Consider the following 13859-nt stretch of genomic DNA (forward strand, 5'->3'; position numbering starts at 1 on the left):
AGGGGCCCGCCCGATGCGATGCGGAGGCATTCATGACAACTCGTTCGGCGACCCGGCCCGGCCTGGTTCTCCTCGGGGCGACTCTCGCCTGTGCGGCGGGCCTGCTACCGGCGGGATTGGGCACGACCGCGGCGAGTGCGCAGTCGCGCGCGGCCGGCGCCCTGCCCCGGATCGGCGTGCTCAGGGGCGGCGGCGAGGCCCTGGTCAAGGAGGGTGGCCTGTCGGCGAGCTGGGTGCTGGAACACGACGGAGTCGTCCAGATCGCGCTCGCGGGTGACCGTATCGGCGTCCTCACCGGGGACGGGAGGGCCTGGGTGAAGGAGGGGGGCCTGTCGACCAACTGGGTGCTGGAGCACGACGACGTCAAGCAGCTCGCGCTGTCGGGCGACCGTATCGGCGTCCTGAGGGGCGATGGGAGGGCCTGGGTGAAGGAGGGCGGTCTGTCGGCGAGCTGGGTGCTGGAGCACGACAACGTCAAGCAGCTCGCGCTGTCGGGCGACCGCATCGGCGTGGTCCGGGCGGGCGGTGTCGCGCTGGTCAAGGCGGGCGGGCTGTCCGCCACCTGGGTGATCGAGAACACGGCTGTGAAGCAGCTCGTCCTGGCCGGCGACCGCATCGGCGTCGTCCGCGGTGACGGCACGGCGCTGGTGAAGGAGGGGGGCCTGTCGGCGACCTGGGTCACCGAGAACCTGGACGTCCTCGAACTCGCGCTCGCGGGCAATCGGATCGGAGTCCTCAAGGCCACCGGCGAGGCTCTGGTCAAGGAGGGAGGGCTGTCCGCCACCTGGGTGACCGAGAACACCGAGGTCGTCGACCTCGCCCTGTCCAGCGGCACCGACTGAGCGGACACCGCGCCTTCCCGGGGTCCGCACGTACGGGGGCTTGAAGAGTGGGCCCGGCGCGGTCCTGAGAGTCGCGGGTTCCCGTGGCGCGGACCCACTCCCCCTAAACTTGCGTGGTGATATCTGGACACACCGTCGGCTCCCGGCACCCCGGCCGGCACGCATGATCTGGGCGGGAGTGGCGATCGCCCTCGTCGGGGCGCTCGGGTACGCGCTGGGCGCGGCGCTGCAGCAGTTCGAAGCCGTGCGCGACGGGGCGACGCTCGCGCTCGTGCGAAGGCCCCGCTGGCTGATCGGCGGGGTGATCGGCCTCGTCGGCGCGTCCCTGCACGCCGTGGCGCTCAGCGTGGCCCCGCTCGTCGTCGTGCAGCCGGTGAGCGTGGCGACGCTGGTCTTCGCGGTGCCGCTCGCCGCCACGCTGCACGGCAGGCGCCCCCGGCGGGCCGAGATCGCCGGGTCGATCGCGGTGGCGGTGGGCCTGCTCGGCCTGATGCTGCTGGTCCCGGCGCACAACGTGACCCCCGTGCTGTCGGACGGAGGTGCCCTCGCGCTGATCGGCTGCGTCGCCCTGGTCGCCGCCGTCACCTTCACCGCCGCGCGCCTTCTGCGGGGACCGCTGAAGGCGCTGCTGATGTCGGTCGGCGCCGGCGCGGTGACCGCGACCGTGTCCACGTTCGTCCGGGTCGTCGGCGGCGGGCTCCACGGGGACCTCGGGCGGCTGGTCCACTGGTTCACCCTGGCCATCCCGGTGCTGCTGGTCTGCGCCATCGTGCTGCTGCAGAAGTCCTACGCCGTGGGCTACTTCGGGATCGCCTACGCCGGAGTGCAGGTGGTCGATCCCCTCACGTCGGTGGCGGCGGGGGCCCTGCTGCTGGGCGAGTCGCTGCCGACCGGACCCGACAAGGTGGTTCCCGCGCTGCTGGCCGCCGCCCTGCTGATCGCCGGGACGGTCACCCTGGGCCGCCTGGCCCCCGACCACTCCAAACCCGCCGTCGTACGCGGCGAGCCGGGCCCGCGCGAGGAGCCGGTGAGCGCGGTGACGCCCGAGGCGGCCTGACCCCTCGGGAAACCCTCTCAGCCCGGCCAGCGGAAGACGCTGTCGAACTGGCGCACCGCGACGGCGGGCCCGAGTAGGCCCGCCGCGCGCATCGCGCCGTCGCGCAGGGAGACCGCCAGCGGATCGCGCCAGCCGCTGATCCGCCCGACCAGCCGCGACCGCCGCACGATCGGCGTCGTGCGGGCCAGCCGCTCCCGGCTGTACGCGGCAAGTCCGGGGGCGGGATTCTCGGCGGGGCGACCGCCCGGCGAGACGTGCCGGGCGAGCACGACCGCGTCCTCGATCGCCTGGCAGGCGCCCTGCCCGAGGTTGGGCGTCATCGGATGCGCCGCGTCGCCCAGCAGCGCGATCCGCCCGGAGTGGAACGCGGGCAGCGGGGTGTCGAGCGAGTAGATGTCGTGGCGCAGCACCGCGCCGGGGTCGGCGGCGGCCAGCAGCGCGGGGATCGGGTCGTGCCAGCGGCCGAACAGGCGGATCAGCTCGTCCTTCTCGCTCTCCGCGCGCAGGCCCGCGGCGACCGGCGCGGTGGCGTAGCAGTAGACCTGGCCGCCCGCCAGCGGCATGACCCCGAAGACCAGGCCCGCCCCCCAGGTCTCCGAGGCGCCGACCTGTTCGGCGCAGGGGACGATCGCCCGCCAGCTCGTCACGCCCGCGTAGACGGGCTCGGGGTGGCCGGGGAACAGCGCCGCGCGGGTCCGCGACCGGATCCCGTCCGCCGCCACGACGAGATCGGCCTGAATGGTCTCCGTGCCTGCCGGGGTGGCGAGGGTGACCAGGCCTGTGCCGGGGTCGGCCGGCTCGGGCTCGGCCCTGGTGCCCAGTCGCAGGGCGCCTTCTGGCAGGCGCGCGGCGAGGATGCCGACCAGCGCCGACCGGGTGAGCAGCACGATCGAGTCGCCGTAGCGGGCGGCGGCGTCCTCGGCGGTGGTCCGCGACAGCCAGCGGCCCGACGGCCGCCGGAGGCCCGCCTCGCCCTGGATCGCCGACAGCTTCCTGACCTCGTCCCCGAAGCCGATCATGTCCAGCGCCCGCAGCGCGTTGGGCGCGACCGCGAGCCCCGCGCCGACCGGCTCGATCGAGGCCGCCTGCTCCAGCACGGTCACCTGCCAGCCGTTCCGCGCCAGGGCCAGTGCCGCCGTCAGCCCGCCGATGCCCGCCCCGACCACCACCGCGTGCGCCATGTCCGGCCTCCTTCACTACAGATGTAGTTAGAGGCTACTACGCCTGTAGTGCGCCCGTACGATGGGGGCCGTGAACAGTCAGCGGGCGGTCCTCGTCGCGGACGCGGCCATCGCGATCCTGGCCGAGCGCGGCATGCGGGGGCTGACGCACCGGGCGGTCGACGAGGCCGCCGGTCTCCCTCCCGGGTCCACGTCGAACTGCGCCCGCACGCGTGCGGCGCTGCTGGAGCTGACGCTGGCCCGGCTGTCCGAGCGCGAGGCGGCGGCGCTCTCCACGGTCGTGTCCGGCCTCCCGTTCGGCGAGGGGGGCGCCGGTGACCTGACGGACCTGCTCGCCGCCTTCGCGTACGCGGCGATGACCGAGCACCGGGAGACCACCGTCGCCCGGTACGAACTGGCGCTGGAGGCGACCCGCCGGCCGGAGCTGCGCGGGCTGTACGACGAGCTGGGCCGCCGCATCCGCGAGCCCGCCGTCGCCATGCTGGCCGCCGCGGGCTCGCCCGACCCCGTACGCCGGGGCGGGCAGATGGTGGCCTACGTCGAGGGCCTGCTGTTCGACGCGGTGGCGGGCGCGGGCGGCACCCCGTCCCCGGAGGACCTGCGCGCGGCCTGCGAGGACCTCATGAGCCTGTTCCTCCGGAGCTGAGCAACGCCGCGAACCGGCCCTCCAGGCGGGCGCGATGGGCCGGCCACTCGTCGTCCAGGACGGAGTAGAGCGGGCTGTCGCGCCAGGTCCCGTCGGGGCGGCGCAACTGCCGGCGGAGCACGCCCTCCCGCACCCCGCCGATGCGCTCGATGGCGGCCTGCGACCGCAGGTTGCGGATGTCGGTCCGCAGCACGACGCGATTGAACCCGAGAGCGAAGGCGTGGTCGAGCAGCAGGATCTTGCAGTCGGTGTTCACGCCCGTGCGCCAGTGGGCCCTGGCGTACCAGGTGGACCCCACCTCCACGCTCTCGTCGAAGCCCGCGACGTCCCAGTAGGCGGTCGAGCCGATCGCCCGCCCGGTCTCCTTGAGGATCACGGCGAACTGGGTGGTCAGCGGCCTGGCGAGGAGGCCCGCCACGTGGCGGTGCATCCCCTCCTCGGCAGCCGGGAAGAGCCGCGGACTGAAGCGCCACACCTCCGCGTCGTCCCGGCCGGCCGCGTACAGGTCGGGGACGTGGCCGAGGGTGAGGGGCTCCAGCCGTACGACGCGGCCGTCGAGCACGACGGGCGCGGGCATCTTCGCGGTCATGCGGCCGACGCTACCGAGCGCGTACGGCGCGGAGAACGGCCACTTCGGCGGCGTCGGCGAGGACCACTTGCGCGGCGCCGTGTCGACACGCATACCGGCTGGTCGGTACGCTCACGGGGTGGACGCCGACCCGCCCGGCCTCGATCTCGCCCGCCTCGCCGGGCATCTCCAGCGCGCGGGCCTGACCGAGGGGCCGCTCACCGCCGAGCTGATCGTCGGCGGAAGATCCAACCTCACGTACGTGGTCCGCGACGCCGAGCGGACGTACGTCGTGCGCCGACCGCCGCTCGGCCACGTTCTGGCCACGGCCCACGACATGGCGCGGGAGCACCAGGTGATGAGCGCACTGCGCGACACCGCGGTCCCCGTGCCGCGCATGTTCCATCTGTGCCGGGACGCCGAGGTGATCGGCGCGCCCTTCTTCGTGATGGAGCACGTCGAGGGCGGGCAGCCGCCGCTGACCCCCGCCCTCGCCCACGCGCTGGTGGACGTGCTGGCCGCGCTGCACTCGATCGCTCCCGGGAGCGTGGGGCTCGGCGACTTCGGCAGGCCGGAGGGCTTCCTGGAGCGGCAGGCCGCCCGGTGGAAACGGCAGCTCGACGCCTCCCGCAGCCGGGACGTCCCCGGCTTCGACGACCTGTACGAACGCCTCATCCGCGACGTACCCCCTCAGGGCGGCTCGGCGATCCTGCACGGCGACTTCAAGCTCGGCAACACGCTGGTCGCCGGCGGCGAGGTGCGGGCCGTGCTCGACTGGGAGATGTCCACACTCGGCGACCCGCTCACCGACCTGGCGCTGTTCCTCCTGTACGGCGAGGTCGCCGCGCTCGACCCCGCCGCGGGCCGCGCCGTCGGCGCGGTGGTCGAGGCCGGGGGTGAGGCGCCACCCCTGCCGATCGAAGCGGGGGCGGACCTCGCCGCACGCTACGGGGAGGCGTCCGGGCGCGACCTGTCCCGGTTCGGCTGGTACACCGGCCTCGCCTGCTTCAAGCTCGCGGTGATCGCCGAGGGCATCCACTTCCGGCATGCGATGGGCCTCACGGTGGGGGAGGGCTTCGCCGGGATCGGCGAGCAGGTCGCCCCGCTCGTCGCCCGCGGGCTCATGGAGGTCTGAATGCACTTCGCGTTCGACGAGAGGACGGAGGAGCTGCGGGCGCGGCTGCTCGCCTTCATGGACGAGTGCGTCCACCCGGCCGAGCACGCCTTCCACGAGCAGGCGGCCCAGGTCCGGGCGGCGGGCGGCTGGGGTCCGCCGCCGCTGCTGGAGGACCTGAAGGCCGAGGCCCGCGCGCGCGGCCTGTGGAACCTCTTCCTGCCCGGAGAGCGGGGCGCGGGCCTGACCAACCTCCAGTACGCGCCGCTCGCCGAGATCATGGGCAGGTCGCCGGCCATCGCGCCGCCCGCGACCAACTGCGCCGCCCCCGACACCGGCAACATGGAACTGCTGGCGGAGTTCGGCAGCGAGCGGCAGCGCGCGGAGTACCTGGAGCCGCTGCTGGCCGGGGAGATCAGGTCGGCCTTCGCGATGACCGAGCCCGAGGTGGCCTCCTCCGACGCGACGAACATCGCGACCTCCATCAGGAGGGACGGCGACGAGTACGTCATCAACGGCCGCAAGTGGTACATCACCGGCGCGATGGACCCGAACTGCCGGGTCTTCGTCGTGATGGGCAAGACCGACCCCGAGGCGCCCCGGCACCGGCAGCAGAGCATGGTGCTCGTCCCGCGCGACACCCCCGGTCTCACCGTGCGGCGCGGCATGACCGTCTTCGGGTACGACGACGCCGACCACGGCGGCCACGCCGAGGTGGTGTTCGAGGACGTACGCGTGCCCGTGGGCAACCTGGTCGGCGAGGAGGGCGGCGGCTTCGCCATCGCCCAGGCGCGGCTCGGGCCGGGCCGGATCCACCACTGCATGCGGCTCGTCGGCATGGCCGAGCGGGCGGTGGAGCTGACCTGCCGCCGGGTGCTGTCGCGCGAGGCGTTCGGCGGGCCGCTGGCCCGGCAGGGGGTGGTCCAGGACTGGATCGCCGAGTCGCGGGTGCGCATCGAGCAACTGCGCCTGCTGGTGCTCAAGACCGCCTGGCTGATGGACACCGCCGGCAACCGGGGCGCGCACACCGAGATCCAGGCCATCAAGATCGCCGCACCCGCGACCGTGGAGTGGATCCTGGACAAGGCGATCCAGGCCCACGGCGCCGCCGGGCTGAGCCAGGACTATCCCCTCGCCGCGCTGTGGGCGGGCGCACGGGCCCTGCGGTTCGCCGACGGCCCCGACGAGGTCCACAAGCGGTCGCTGGCCCGCCGCGAGCTCAAGAGACACATGGGGTGATCTTCTGGTGACATGGGATGAGGCGTCGGTCGCCCGGCGCGCCGCGGCCTTCCTCGCGGAGCATGACCCGGCGACGGTGGACCGCCTGGAGTTCCTGCGCGCCCGGTTCGACGCGGGGCTCGCCTGGGTGCACTTCCCCGAGGGGCTCGGCGGCCTCGGCGCGCCCCGGGAGCTGCAGGCGGTGGCCGACCGGGAGCTGAGGGGCACGCCCGACAACCAGCCGGGCCGCATCGGCATCGGCCTCGGCATGGCCGCCCCGACGATCCTCGCCTTCGGCACCGAGGAGCAGAAGAGGCGCTTCCTGCGTCCCCTCTGGACCGGCGAGGAGGTGTGGTGCCAGCTCTTCAGCGAGCCGGGCGCCGGTTCCGACCTCGCCACCCTGGCCACCCGCGCCGTACGCGAGGGTGACGAGTGGGTGGTGGACGGCCAGAAGGTGTGGACGTCGAGCGCGCACACCGCCCGCTGGGGTCTCCTGCTGGCCCGCACCGACCCCGGCGTGCCCAAGCACCGCGGGCTGACCTACTTCGTCTGCGACATGCACGCGCCAGGCGTCGAGGTGCGCCCGCTGCGCCAGATCACCGGCGAGGCCGAGTTCAACGAGGTCTTCCTCACCGGGGTCCGCCTGCCCGAGGCGCTGCGGCTGGGCGAGGCCGGAGACGGCTGGCGGGTCGCGCAGGCCACGCTGATGAACGAGCGGGTCGCCATCGGCGGCATGCCGGTCCGCCGCACCATGATGGAGGTCGTCGCCGACACCTGGCGCTCCCGGCCCGAGCTCCGCACCCACGACCTGCACCAGCGGCTGCTGCGGCTCTGGGTGGAGTCGGAGGTCATGCGCCTGACGGCCGCGCGGCTGCGCGAGCAGCTCGCCGCCGGGCACCCGGGGCCGGAGGGCTCGGGGATGAAGCTCGCCTTCGCCCGGCTGCACCAGGAGCTCTCCGGCCTGGAGGTCGAGCTGCTCCGCGAGGACGGCCTCGCCTACGACGACTGGACCTTCCGCCGCCCCGAGGCGGTCGACTTCCTCGGCCGGGAGGCGGGCTACCGCTACCTGCGGGCCAAGGGCAACTCGATCGAGGGCGGCACCTCGGAGATCCTGCGGAACATCATCGCCGAACGCGTGCTCGGGCTGCCCGCCGAGCCGCGTGCCGACAAGGACGTCGCGTGGAAGGACCTCCCCCGATGACCCTGCTCTACACGGAGGTGGAGGAGGAGCTGCGGGCCGCCGTGCGCGACCTGCTCGCCGACAGGTGCTCTTCGTCCGCCGTGCTCGGCCGCGTGGAATCCGGTGTCGAGTCCGGCATGCCGTACGACGCGGAGCTGTGGAAGACGCTGGCCCGCGACATCGGCGTGGCCGGGTTGCTGGTGCCCGAGGAACTCGGGGGCGCCGCTTCCGGTGCGGGCGGGGCGTCGGCCCGCGAGGCCGCCGTCGTGCTGGAGGAGCTGGGCCGCGCCGTGGCGCCGGTGCCGTACCTCTCCAGCGCCGTCCTCGCGACCCAGGCGCTCCTGACTGCGTGGGGAGCGGCGGGGGGAGAGGTGGCCGGGGAGCTGCTGGGCCGTCTGGCGGCGGGGGAGGCCACCGCCGCGCTCGCGGTGCCGTTCGCCGCCTCGCCGTACGCTCCGCCGGCCCCCGCGGTGAGCCTCAGTGAGGACGGCACGGTGACCGGCACCGTCGGCGGCGTGATCGGCGCGGAGATCGCCGACGTGCTGCTCGTCCCGGTACGGCTGACGCGGGGCACCGCCTTGTGCGCGGTGGAGACGTCCCCGGCCGGCACCGTGCAGGGGGCCGTACGGGTGGCCCCGGTCACCTCGCTCGACCTGACCCGGCCGATCGCGACGGTGTCGTTCGCCTCGGCCCCCGCGCGGGTCGTCGCCACAGCCGGCGGCCCGGAGACGCCGTGGGTGCGGGAGGCCCTGCTGCGCGGCGCGGGGCTGCTCGCCTCCGAGCAGCTCGGGATCGCCGAGTGGTGCCTCGCCACGACGGTCGCGTACGTCAGGGAGCGCAGGCAGTTCGCCCGGCCGGTGGGGTCGTTCCAGGCGGTCAAGCACCGGCTGGCCGACCTGTGGCTGGAGATCGCCGGGGCCAGGGCGGCGGCCCGGAACGCGGCCGCCCGGCTGGCGGAGGCGCCGGTCGCCGGGGACATCACGGTGGCCGTCGCCGTGGCGCAGGCGCACTGCGGAGCGGTCGCCGTCCACGCCGCCGAAGAGTGCGTGCAGCTTCACGGCGGCATCGGGATGACCTGGGAGCATCCCGCGCACCTGTATCTCAAGCGGGCCAAGGCCGACCAGATCGCGCTCGGCACCCCCGGCGACCACCGCGAGGCCCTCGCCGGTCCGGCGGACCTCCCCGCGCCGGTCTGACCGCTCGGGGCCGCTCCTCAGGGGGCTCTTCAGGGGGCTCTTCAGGGGCGCAGTGAGCCGAGCAGGAGGTCGGCGAAGTGGCGGCCGACCTCCTTGCCGGTCAGCGGGCCGTCGGGGTGATACCAGGTGCCGAGGTGGTGGACCGAGCCGAAGAAGAAGTCGACCACCATCTCGGCCGGGATGTCGTCGCGGAAGACGCCGTCGCGCTGTCCCTCGGCGACGAGGCCGCGGAACCGCTCGTGGTAGCGGCGCCGCTCGGCCCGCACGCTCCGGTAGGTCTCGGGGGCCAGCTGGTGCATCGACCTGAAGAAGATCTTGGAGTCGTCCAGGTTGTCGACCGTGGTCACGACGACGTCGGTCGCCGCCGCGTGGAGCCGCTCGGCCACCGGGCCCCCGGCGTCGGCGAAGCGGTTGAGCCGCTCCATCTGCAGGCGCAGCACCCGGGCGTAGATCTCGTGCAGCAGGTCGTCCTTGGACCCGAAGTAGTGGTACATCGCGCCCTTGGTGACCCCGGCCGCCGCGACGATCTCCTGGACCGAGGTGCTCTCGAAGCCCCGCTCGGCGAACAGCCGGGTCGCCTCGGCGAGCAGGCGCCGCCGTACGGGCTCCTCCGCGGGTGCGCCGCGATCGGCGGGTGCGGGGAGATTCGATGCACGCCGGGACATCCCGACCTCCTTCGTCATCCGGCCCAAGCATACCGACTGGTCGGTCGCCGCCTGGGGACCGCGCTGCCCGGGTAATGCGTTGTCCAAGGACTGGCGGAATCGCATTACTTCCCTCACCTTAGGAGGGTTGGGATTCCCGCTCGGGTATCCCGGGAGAAAGCCGCATGCAGACTGTGGGGGTTGGCGTGCCAAACGGTTCCATCTATGTGCCGAAAGACGAGAAGTTCACCGGCGCGTCGCCGCAGAACCTGTACGTGACGTTCTGGTTCGCCGGGCGCAAGAACCGGCTCCGGATTCGGGCCGCCATCGCGGTCGCGGGCTTCGTCGCGGGCAACATGCTGGGCTCGCGGCTCGGGCTAAATGCGTTCGTCGCGGGGGTCGTGCTGGGCGCGCTGGCGGGTGGCGTCGACTGGTTCGTCGCCTGGCGCCTGTACGAGCGCACGGCGGTGTGGCGGGGCAAGCGCCGCGGTGAGGTGCGCACCGGGCGGCTGCTGCGCCTCATGCTGCGCCGGCACGGCTACCGGGTCATGGACGGCCGGGCCGTCCCCGGAGAGGCGTCGATCGACCACCTCGTCATCGGCCCCGGCGGCGTGTGGATCGTGGACAACGAGGCGTGGTCGCCCGACACCCTCATCGCGCGGTACGGCGAGCGGCTGTTCTTCGACGAGAAGTTCGGCACCTCGGTCGCCAAGGGCCTGATCTCCGCCGCCGAGTCGATGGCCGCGCTGCTGACCAAGGAGACCGGGATCGCGGTGACGATCGTCCCGGTGCTCGCCGTACACGGCGGGAAGATCAAGTCCTGGGGCGGCGTCCTGACCGGCGAGGGGCTGACGGTCGCCTATCCCCGCCGGGTCGCGGGCTGGATCCGCGCCAACGGCACGACGGCGTACACGGAGGAGCAGATCGACCTGCTGGCGCGCACGGCCGCCCGCATCCTGCGCCGCATGAGCTGATCGAAGCCGCCCCAGCCGACCGGGCCGTCGCTCCGATCCGATTTTGACTGCTCCGAGGGGTGCGATAACCTCTAAGAGCTCTGCGCCGCTAGCTCAGTTGGTTAGAGCAGCTGACTCTTAATCAGCGGGTCCGGGGTTCGAGTCCCTGGCGGCGCACCCATTCGAAAGCCCAGGTCGTCATCGGCCTGGGCTTTCGTCGTTCACGAGCGTCGTGGTCGGTGCCGGTGGAACGAGGCCGTGGGCCTGTCCCGGCGCGCACCCGGGATCGGCCCGAAGTGCTACTCGAACGGCGCCGGCCGTACCTTCGGCCGATACCGCGCCGCGTTCGGGCCCCGCAGGATCAGGCCATGCCATCTGAAGATCAGTATGTGGCGCTGAGCGCCGAGGGCCCCACCAGGGATGAGAAGGCTCGTCCGGCTGTGACCGAGCGTCGGCCGGGCGGCGGAGATCCGACGCTCCGGACTCCGATCCTGCGGGCCGGTCTGGCCGCGGTCGCGGGACTGCTCACTCTGGTGATCCCCGCCTCCTGGACGCCGGCGTCCGCCTCGTCCGCACACACCTCCGGCGGCTCTTCCGTCACGTCGAGCGGCACGCCGTATCTGCCCGAGCCGACCGGTCCCCATCCGGTCGGCACGACGTCCCTGCGTCTGGAGGACACCTCGCGCCCTGATCCCTGGGTCCCTCAGGCCAGGTCGAGGGAGCTCATGGTCTCCCTCTGGTATCCGGCGAAGTCCCGGAACGGACGGCGCGCGCCCTACGTGACGCCCAAGGAGTCGGAGCTCATCCTGAAGGGCAAGGGGGTGACGGGCGTGCCGCCCGACGTGCTGAGCAGAACGCGGACCCACGCGTTCCGCGGCGCGGAACCGGCGGGACGCGGGCACACCCTGCCCCTCGTCGTGCTCTCTCCCGGCTTCACCGACCCCCGCAGCTCGCTCACCGCCCTGGCCGAGGAACTGGCGAGCAGAGGCTACGTGGTGGCCGGTGTCGACCACACGTACGAGACCTTCGCCACCACGTTCCCCGGCGGACGGCTGACCACCTGCGCCGCGTGCGAACTCGAAGGCGTCGACGTCTTCGGTGAGAAAGCGGTGAAGAACCGGGCGGTCGACGTCTCCTTCGTGATCGATCAGCTGACCGGTCCACACGTCAGGTGGACGGGCGCCCCACTGATCGACGCGTCCCGGATCGCGATGGCGGGCACGTCCCTCGGAGGCGCGAGCGCCGCCGAGACGATGCTGAAGGACTCCCGGGTGCGCGCCGGGATCAACATGGACGGCCTCATGTTCGCCCCGATCCCCGCGAGCGGGGTGGCGCGCCCGTTCCTGTTCCTGGGCCAGCCGTTGCACAGCCCGGGCGGCGAAGACGCCACTTGGGACCGCGACTGGGCACACCTGACCGGGTGGAAGCGCTGGCTCGTGGTGGCCGGAGCCGTACACCCGTCCTTCAGCGACTACGACCTGCTGGCCCAGCAGATCGGCGTCGACCTCGGCAGCGAGCTCCGCGGAAGCCGCTCCGTGGACATCACCCGCAGGTACGTCCGGGCCTTCCTCGACCTGCACCTGCGCGGTAGGCCACAACCCCTGCTGGACAGGCCGTCGGCGCGCTATCCCGAGGTCCGGTTCTGCTCGCCGGAACGCAAGACCTGCACTTGAACTCCTCCCCGGCCTGAAGGCCGGAGATTCTCCCGTCGTGTCGCGGTCAGGCGGCGCGCGGGGGTTGACGCTTCGCGGACCGGGCAGCCCCGAGGTCTCCACGTCCTGACACCGCAGTTCCTGCGGCGTTGCGTATGTTGATCGCGGCGTTGGTGTCGGCGTGCCCGGTCCACCCGCAGGCGGGGTTGACGCAGGCGTACCTGATCCCGTTCCGGGCCGCCGGGTGGCGGTGCCCGCATTGGTGGCAGGTCTGTGACGTGCCCGGGGCGGGGACCTTCACCACAAGGCCGCCGCGGTCACGGGTTTTGTATTCCAGCAGGGTGACGGTGCGGCCCCACGCCTGCCCGGTGATGGCGCGGTTCAGTCCGGCCTTCTGCCGCACGTTCCGGCCGGGTCGTTCGATCGTGCCGGTAGCGGAGCGGACCATGGTCGTAATCCGCAGGTCCTCCACCACGACCACGCCGAAGGTGCGCGCGAGTTCGGTGGTGGTCTGGTGCTGCCAGTTCACGGCTCGGCGCTTGGCTGTCGCGCGGAGCCGGGCGATCCGGTCGTAGGTGCGGGCCAGCCGTGTGGACGCAGGCCGGCCGGGAGCGCGAGCGCGGCGCTGGCGGGCGGACTTCTTCTCCAAGCGGCGAAGGTGTTCCTTCTCACCGCCGGTGAGCCAGTCCCCATGTGCACGCGTGGTGCCGTCCGACAGGGCCAGGGCGACGGTGACTCCCCGGTCGATCCCCACCACAGGGCCGGGGCGGGCGGCCGGGGCAGGCACCTGGCGTTCGGTCCGGAACACGATGTACCAGCCGTCGGCTTCTTTGACCAGCCGGGCGCCGGTGATCCGTCCGGCGGGGCCGCCCCTGGTGGCGCCGGGCAGGTCCTTGGTCCACCGGAAGCGCACCCGCCCGGCCTTGGGCAGGTTGACCGCGCCCCACCGCCGGTTCAGCCGGGCGATGTTCAGGTCCCGCCCCTGGGGGACGTCCACGGCCGGCCGGGATCGGGCCCGGCTCTTGAAGCCGGGCCGTCCGGCGGGGTGGGCGGGGTTGAAGTAGTTCGCCCACGCCTGCCGGTAGGTTTTCAGCACCGCTTGGGCCGCCTGGGCGGGCAGTCGCCCCATCCAGTCGATCTCGCGGCGGGCCTGCCGGATCGCGGTGTCGCAGTCCTTGACCGTCGCCAACCGGCCCTGCCGGAAGGTGCAGTACTCGTGCAGCAGGTTCCACAGCGCGCGGGCGGTGTGGGCCTGACCGTCCAGCACCGCCACCTGGGCGGCGGTGAGGTCGAGTCGCGCCACGTGCGCCCGCGCCTGCCTGGCCACCTCCACACCCGGATCGTACCCCCGGGTTTACACCACCGTGATGGAATCCACACGGTGAGTGACCCGATCTGCGGCGCGGACGCCAACCGCACTGAAGGGCGTCTCGGAGCGGATCCCAGCGAGATATACACCGCTCCCGTCCGCTGGTACCCCGTGGAGCGAGCACTTCTGGGTGCGGCTGCCCCCTTGCCGGAAGCGTGGGCAACGCCCGCTCACGGTCCTCAAGCACTACATCGACCAGCAGAAACGACCCATGTGAGCGGACAGTGTGAGCATCTCTC

The 13859-nt window shown here is 73.0% G+C and carries 13 protein-coding genes and 1 tRNA gene; 10 read left to right on the forward strand and 4 right to left on the reverse strand.

Features of this window, described 5'->3' with window-relative positions; all coding sequences use genetic code 11:
* Positions 1-32 precede the first annotated feature (32 nt).
* On the forward strand, positions 33-842 hold the full coding sequence (locus tag Mam01_RS06145) for a hypothetical protein (RefSeq protein WP_204284446.1): 810 nt from the start codon (positions 33-35) through the stop codon (positions 840-842).
* Positions 843-1005: 163 nt separating this feature from the next.
* Complete coding sequence (locus Mam01_RS06150; protein ID WP_239101067.1) at positions 1006-1899, forward strand: DMT family transporter; 894 nt, start codon at positions 1006-1008, stop codon at positions 1897-1899.
* Between the two features lie 17 nt (positions 1900-1916).
* Here Mam01_RS06150 and Mam01_RS06155 read toward each other — a convergent pair whose 3' ends face one another.
* Positions 1917-3080: an FAD-dependent monooxygenase gene (locus tag Mam01_RS06155; protein WP_204284447.1), complete on the reverse strand. Its 1164-nt coding sequence runs from the start codon at positions 3078-3080 to the stop codon at positions 1917-1919.
* Positions 3081-3150: 70 nt separating this feature from the next.
* Here Mam01_RS06155 and Mam01_RS06160 point away from each other — a divergent pair, with 70 nt between their 5' ends.
* Positions 3151-3726 (forward strand): TetR/AcrR family transcriptional regulator, encoded by a 576-nt coding sequence (locus tag Mam01_RS06160; RefSeq protein ID WP_204284448.1) that lies wholly within the window; start codon positions 3151-3153, stop codon positions 3724-3726.
* On the opposite strand, the gene Mam01_RS06165 is transcribed toward Mam01_RS06160, so the two are convergent.
* Positions 3701-4408, reverse strand: a complete 708-nt coding sequence (locus tag Mam01_RS06165; protein WP_239101068.1) for a GNAT family N-acetyltransferase — start codon at positions 4406-4408, stop codon at positions 3701-3703. The two genes, Mam01_RS06160 and Mam01_RS06165, sit on opposite strands and share 26 nt — an antisense overlap.
* A gap of 25 nt (positions 4409-4433) precedes the next feature.
* On the opposite strand from Mam01_RS06165, the gene Mam01_RS06170 reads away from it, so the two are divergent.
* From Mam01_RS06170 to Mam01_RS06185, 4 genes are read left to right on the forward strand one after another with little or no spacing between them, the layout of a single operon-like run.
* A complete protein-coding gene (locus Mam01_RS06170; protein ID WP_239101069.1) occupies positions 4434-5429 on the forward strand; it encodes a phosphotransferase family protein in 996 nt (331 codons plus the stop codon).
* On the forward strand, positions 5430-6647 hold the full coding sequence (locus Mam01_RS06175; RefSeq protein ID WP_204284451.1) for an acyl-CoA dehydrogenase family protein: 1218 nt from the start codon (positions 5430-5432) through the stop codon (positions 6645-6647). It abuts the gene before it with no gap.
* Between the two features lie 7 nt (positions 6648-6654).
* Positions 6655-7827, forward strand: a complete 1173-nt coding sequence (locus Mam01_RS06180; protein ID WP_204284452.1) for an acyl-CoA dehydrogenase family protein — start codon at positions 6655-6657, stop codon at positions 7825-7827.
* On the forward strand, positions 7824-9002 hold the full coding sequence (locus tag Mam01_RS06185) for an acyl-CoA dehydrogenase family protein (RefSeq protein ID WP_204284682.1): 1179 nt from the start codon (positions 7824-7826) through the stop codon (positions 9000-9002). The genes Mam01_RS06180 and Mam01_RS06185 overlap by 4 nt, the downstream gene beginning before the upstream one ends.
* 41 nt (positions 9003-9043) lie before the next feature.
* Here Mam01_RS06185 and Mam01_RS06190 read toward each other — a convergent pair whose 3' ends face one another.
* Positions 9044-9667 (reverse strand): TetR/AcrR family transcriptional regulator, encoded by a 624-nt coding sequence (locus Mam01_RS06190; protein WP_150935567.1) that lies wholly within the window; start codon positions 9665-9667, stop codon positions 9044-9046.
* Positions 9668-9873: 206 nt separating this feature from the next.
* Here Mam01_RS06190 and Mam01_RS06195 point away from each other — a divergent pair, with 206 nt between their 5' ends.
* The 3 genes from Mam01_RS06195 to Mam01_RS06205 all read left to right on the forward strand — a co-directional run bounded on the left by Mam01_RS06195 (position 9874) and on the right by Mam01_RS06205 (position 12272).
* The gene (locus Mam01_RS06195) at positions 9874-10620 is read left to right on the forward strand and encodes a nuclease-related domain-containing protein (protein WP_239101070.1); all 747 of its coding nucleotides are present in this window, start codon (positions 9874-9876) and stop codon (positions 10618-10620) included.
* An 82-nt stretch (positions 10621-10702) separates the two neighbouring features.
* Positions 10703-10776 (forward strand) — tRNA-Lys (locus Mam01_RS06200).
* A gap of 191 nt (positions 10777-10967) precedes the next feature.
* Positions 10968-12272: an alpha/beta hydrolase family protein gene (locus Mam01_RS06205; RefSeq protein WP_204284454.1), complete on the forward strand. Its 1305-nt coding sequence runs from the start codon at positions 10968-10970 to the stop codon at positions 12270-12272.
* Positions 12273-12318: 46 nt separating this feature from the next.
* On the opposite strand, the gene Mam01_RS06210 is transcribed toward Mam01_RS06205, so the two are convergent.
* Positions 12319-13584, reverse strand: coding sequence for an RNA-guided endonuclease InsQ/TnpB family protein (locus Mam01_RS06210; protein WP_239101071.1), 1266 nt, complete (start codon positions 13582-13584; stop codon positions 12319-12321).
* Positions 13585-13859: the final 275 nt, after the last annotated feature.

Source organism: Microbispora amethystogenes, from assembly GCF_016863015.1.
In the GTDB taxonomy this organism is placed as follows: domain Bacteria; phylum Actinomycetota; class Actinomycetes; order Streptosporangiales; family Streptosporangiaceae; genus Microbispora; species Microbispora amethystogenes.

What these genes read in the sequence shown, in the direction of transcription:
- Mam01_RS06205 (WP_204284454.1), top strand. Translation starts at nt 10,968, where the DNA reads ATGCCATCTGAAGATCAGTATGTGGCGCTGAGCGCCGAGGGCCCCACC.
- Mam01_RS06150 (WP_239101067.1), top strand. Translation starts at nt 1,006, where the DNA reads ATGATCTGGGCGGGAGTGGCGATCGCCCTCGTCGGGGCGCTCGGGTAC.
- Mam01_RS06185 (WP_204284682.1), top strand. Translation starts at nt 7,824, where the DNA reads ATGACCCTGCTCTACACGGAGGTGGAGGAGGAGCTGCGGGCCGCCGTG.
- Mam01_RS06175 (WP_204284451.1), top strand. Translation starts at nt 5,430, where the DNA reads ATGCACTTCGCGTTCGACGAGAGGACGGAGGAGCTGCGGGCGCGGCTG.
- Mam01_RS06155 (WP_204284447.1), bottom strand. Translation starts at nt 3,080, where the DNA reads ATGGCGCACGCGGTGGTGGTCGGGGCGGGCATCGGCGGGCTGACGGCG.
- Mam01_RS06190 (WP_150935567.1), bottom strand. Translation starts at nt 9,667, where the DNA reads ATGTCCCGGCGTGCATCGAATCTCCCCGCACCCGCCGATCGCGGCGCA.
- Mam01_RS06145 (WP_204284446.1), top strand. Translation starts at nt 33, where the DNA reads ATGACAACTCGTTCGGCGACCCGGCCCGGCCTGGTTCTCCTCGGGGCG.
- Mam01_RS06165 (WP_239101068.1), bottom strand. Translation starts at nt 4,408, where the DNA reads ATGCGTGTCGACACGGCGCCGCGCAAGTGGTCCTCGCCGACGCCGCCG.